Annotated in this window: 4 protein-coding genes; 2 read left to right on the top strand and 2 right to left on the bottom strand. The window is 68.9% G+C overall.

Going from position 1 to position 3,748, the window contains the following annotated elements; translation table 11 throughout:
* The coding region (locus tag AB1609_17960; protein MEW6048332.1) for a hypothetical protein at positions 1–291 on the bottom strand (291 nt) is incomplete at its 3' end.
* A 199-nt stretch (positions 292–490) separates the two neighbouring features.
* Here AB1609_17960 and AB1609_17955 point away from each other — a divergent pair.
* The gene (locus AB1609_17955) at positions 491–2,239 is read left to right on the top strand and encodes a long-chain fatty acid--CoA ligase (GenBank protein MEW6048331.1); all 1,749 of its coding nucleotides are present in this window, start codon (positions 491–493) and stop codon (positions 2,237–2,239) included.
* Here AB1609_17955 and AB1609_17950 read toward each other — a convergent pair.
* On the bottom strand, positions 2,214–2,687 hold the full coding sequence (locus AB1609_17950) for a PaaI family thioesterase (GenBank protein ID MEW6048330.1): 474 nt from the start codon (positions 2,685–2,687) through the stop codon (positions 2,214–2,216). The two genes, AB1609_17955 and AB1609_17950, sit on opposite strands and share 26 nt — an antisense overlap.
* A gap of 88 nt (positions 2,688–2,775) precedes the next feature.
* Between AB1609_17950 and AB1609_17945 the strand changes: the two genes are divergently transcribed.
* Positions 2,776–3,660 carry a hypothetical protein gene (locus AB1609_17945; GenBank protein ID MEW6048329.1) on the top strand — a complete coding sequence of 295 codons (885 nt, stop codon included), beginning with the start codon at positions 2,776–2,778 and terminating at the stop codon, positions 3,658–3,660.
* Positions 3,661–3,748 lie beyond the last annotated feature (88 nt).

Genomic DNA, 3,748 nt, shown 5'->3' with positions numbered 1-3,748 from the left:
GGCCCGGGGTCGTGGGCCGTGTCCAGGCCGCCTTGCACGCCGACCGCCTGTGGGTGCAACTGGCCAGAGCCGAGATACGGCATCAGGCGGCCGGGCCTGTGCAGGAGCCAGGCTCGAAAGCTCCTTCGCCAGCGCGGTGAGCCGCTGCAACCTTCGGACCACCAGCGCTCCCCGCTCGGGGCCGAGGGTCTGCAGCAGGTGGGGATCGTTTAGCAGCCGCACGACGAGCGAGGCGTAACGGGCCAAGACCGCACGGAACTCAGCACCTTCATCCCGGCCGGGCCTCTTCATCTCACGGGTCCTGTCCTCCGAAAAGATTCTCCGCCTGCCTGCAAAGCTCGGGCACTCTCTACACGTTCGCTCGCCGGTGCCCGCTCCCCTTCGTGACGGCCCCGGTCCGGCCGCGACGTGCGGCGAAGGTGTGCAGAGGGGGGAGCAGTGGTTATCACGAACCTTACCATCACCGGATACCCGGATGGGGGGTCTTGCCATGGACGTGGAAAACGCTTACAAGGAGCGTCCCTGGCTTCGCCGGTACCCGCCCGAGGTACCGGCCCGCCTCACCTACCCCAGGATCAACCTGGCCTCGTGGCTTGAGACTTCGGCCCGGCGTTACCCGCAGCGCCCGGCCACCGTCTTCTACGGCGCTGCCATCACTTACGCCCAGCTTTACGACCAGGTGCGGCGTTTTGCAGGAGGGCTGGCGAGCCTGGGCGTGCGGCCCAAGGATCGCGTGGCCATCATCCTTCCCAACACGCCGCAGGCCGTCATCGCCTACTACGCAGCGCTGTGGCTCGGCGCCACCGTGGTGATGACCAACCCTCTGTACACGCCCAGGGAACTCCGCCATCAGCTCAAGGACGCCGATCTCGGCGTGGCCGTCGTCCTGGACCTCTTGCTTGCCAGGCTGGCTCAGGTCGCCGCCGACGTGGGGCTGCGGCACGTCATCTCGACCTCGATTGCGGACTACCTCCCGCTGCACCTGCGGCTCTTGTACCCCATCAAGCAGGCTGCCGACGCACGCAAGGCTCGCCGCCGCGCCGGGCCGCACCAGGCGCCGGCAGGGCCGGCCGCCTTCCCGCAGGGCGTGCGCCTTCACCGTTTCCGGGAACTCCTCAACTCCCCGCCCCAGGGCGGGCCCTACCCCGTCGACGCCGAAGAGCACCCGGCCCTGCTGCAGTACACGGGCGGCACCACCGGCACGAGCAAGGGGGTCATGCTGACCCACTTCAATCTGGCCGCCAACTGCACCCAGATCGAGGCGTGGCTTTACCGGTTCAAGGGTCAGGCCACCACGGTGCTGGCCGCGCTGCCGTTCTTCCACGTTTACGGGCTCACCACGGTCCTCAACTTCTCGGTCATGAGCGGCACCACCATGATCCTCATGCCCCGCTTCGAAGCGCGCGAGGCCGTGAAGCTGGTGCAGCGCTACCGGCCCAAGCTCTTTCCCGGGGTGCCGACCATGTACGTGGCCATCAACAACCTGCCGGACGTGAGCCGGTACCGGCTCGACTCCATCGAGGCGTGCGTCAGCGGCGCGGCGCCCCTGCCGCCGGCCGTCCAGGAGACATTCGAGCGCATCACCGGTGGCCGGCTCATCGAAGGGTACGGGCTGACCGAGGCGTCGCCCGTCACACACGCCAACCCCATCTGGGGAGAACGGCGCCCCGGCAGCATCGGCCTGCCCTGGCCCGACACCGAGGCCCGCGTCGTGGATCCGGCAACCGGTGAGGTGCTTCCGCCGGGCGTGGTGGGGGAACTGGCCGTGCGGGGGCCGCAGGTGATGAAGGGATACTGGCGCCGACCGGACGAGACGGCGGCCGTGCTGACGCAGGACGGGTGGCTCCTGACCGGGGACCTTGCCCGCATGGACGAGGACGGTTACTTCTACATCGTCGACCGCAAGAAAGACATGATCATCGCCGGCGGGTACAACATCTACCCGCGAGAGGTGGAGGACGCCCTCTACGAGCATCCCGCCGTGAAAGAGGTGGCGGTGGTCGGCGTGGGCGACCCCTACCGCGGCGAGACCGTGAAGGCGTACGTGGTGCTCAAGGAAGGGCAGAGCGCCACCGCCGACCAGCTCGCCGCGTTCTGCCGGGAACGGCTCGCCGCCTACAAGGTGCCGCGCCAGTTCGAGTTTCGCGACGAACTCCCCAAGACTCTGGTCGGGAAAGTGCTGCGCCGGGCCCTGCGGGAGCAGGAGGCGCCCTCTACGGCAGTGGAACGTCCGGCGTAACCGTCGCCCACGTCCCGTCGGCGCGGGCCACGATCACCGCCGAACGGCCGGCAGGCCAACCATCCGCAGGCGCGCGGCCCTCTGGTCCTGCCGCCGCGTCCGCTCCTGCCGCGTCCACCAGCTCGATGACCGCCTCGCCCGTGACCAGGCGCCGGCCGGCCCGCCACACCTGCCCGCGAGCTACCAGGAGCCCGTCGCGAACCGGCAGCAGGAAGTGAACGTGGAGTTCGGCGGTGACCACCGCGGTGCCGGCCCCTACCGCGCTGTACGCGGCCAGCCCGATGGCCTCGTCGGCCAGGGCCATCAGCACGCCCCCGTGCACAATGCCCAGTTCGTTCTTGTGGTGGGGCCGGATGGCCAGGCGAACCTCGGATCGCCCGTCCCGTGCCATCGTGCGCTCTGCACCCACCAGCCGCGTGAATACCTGGCGCTCTTCTGGACGGCTCACCGGGCCTGGTCAGCTCCTTTCGCGGGCTTTTCCAGCACGCTTGCGACAACAGCCTACAATATAAGGGGAAGAGGGGGAGCGTTCAAGCGTGCCCTGGAACTGGATGGCAACCCGTCCCGCCCCGTCGGGCGATCCGAGCCGGTGGCTCACCGACCGGGATCTCGAGTTCATCGTGCGCACCACCTCCACCCGGCGAACCGACTACGACCGCATCCGGGAGATCATCCGGGACAAGCCGGACTTCCTGGAGATCCTCCTGGAAGACGACCGCCTGTACCAGCGCATGGCCTCCGACGACGAGATCCTGCTCAAGGTGTCGCCGCAGCTGCTCTTCACGGTGCTTTTGCGGCGGGCCCGCCGGATGTTGAAGCAGGTCTCCTTCACCATGGAGCCAGGCCCTGGGGGAACCCTGCCCGTCTTCGACGCCGGTCCGGCCGTACGGCTGGTGGAACAGCCACAGGTGCTGGGATACCTCGCCGACATGCTGGCAAGCTTCGTCCGGACCGAACTCCGCACCTTCGTGGTGCGCCGCGGCGCCACGTACCAGCGGTGGGTGCTCTCCGACATGGACATCGACGACCTTCTCGCCGCTGTTGAACTCGTGGACCCCTCCCAGCGCTTCGCCGTCTACAAGCGGGCCGCCGACGTCAGCCTCTTCCTGGTCGGGCTCTTCCCCGAGTACGTGAACGCCCCCGTGCAGGCTCGGTGGCGCGGCGGCCCTTCGCCGGCTTTCCTCCGCCAGCGGCGCCGGAGGGAGTTCGAGGAGTACGTCCGGCTCGGAACGGAGTTGTACCACCGGGCGGCTCTCGAGGAGATGGCGCACCGGACGGGGCTGAACGAGGTGCTCAGTACCATCGGCGACCACTTCGTCCTGGCGGCCAAGCCCCTCCACGTGCTGGCGCGGCAGATCATCCCGCTGCGCCGGCTCGGCTGGCTCGGCCCCTCAGGGGGCGGTGCAGCCGCACAGCAGTAGCCCCGCCCGCCCCACCCAGGAGTTTTGGGCCGTCCGCCGTATGGCCGTATCGTGGAAGGCACCGCTTTTGCCACGCAGTGCGGCCGCA

The sequence above is a fragment of the Bacillota bacterium genome (genome assembly GCA_040754675.1).
Lineage (GTDB): Bacteria > Bacillota > Limnochordia > Limnochordales > Geochordaceae > Geochorda.
Note: the sequence above shows the minus strand (reverse complement) of the source record. Positions and strands in the feature narration are given on the sequence as shown.

Bases quoted from the DNA above. Each gene is read 5' to 3' on its own strand.
- AB1609_17955 (MEW6048331.1), top strand. From the start codon at position 491: ATGGACGTGGAAAACGCTTACAAGGAGCGTCCCTGGCTTCGCCGGTAC.